We start from the raw sequence: 213 nt of genomic DNA, 5'->3' as shown, positions 1-213 counted from the left end.
AGAAGAAGTGGAAGTAATTGCAGAAACAGAAGCGCCAGAAGAAATAGAAGTAATTGCAGAAGCAGAAGAGTTAGAAGAAGTGGAAGTAATTGCGGAAACAGAAGAGCGGGAAGAAGTAGAAGTAATTGCAGAAACAGAAGTGCCAGAAGAAGCGGAAGTAATTGCAGAAACGGAAGAGCAAGAAGAAGTGGAAGTAGTTGCAGAAGCGGAAGT

The 213-nt window shown here is 42.3% G+C and carries 1 protein-coding gene; it reads left to right on the top strand.

The genetic code is table 11. The features are described 5' to 3' along the window. A partial coding sequence (locus tag MR113_RS28160; protein ID WP_242257534.1) for a hypothetical protein occupies positions 1–213 on the top strand: 213 nt, incomplete at both ends.

Source organism: Bacillus cereus group sp. BfR-BA-01379, assembly GCF_022663605.1.
In the GTDB taxonomy this organism is placed as follows: Bacteria; Bacillota; Bacilli; order Bacillales; family Bacillaceae_G; genus Bacillus_A; species Bacillus_A mobilis.
The sequence above is the reverse complement of the archived record's forward strand: the minus strand, read 5'-3'. Positions and strand labels throughout refer to the sequence as shown.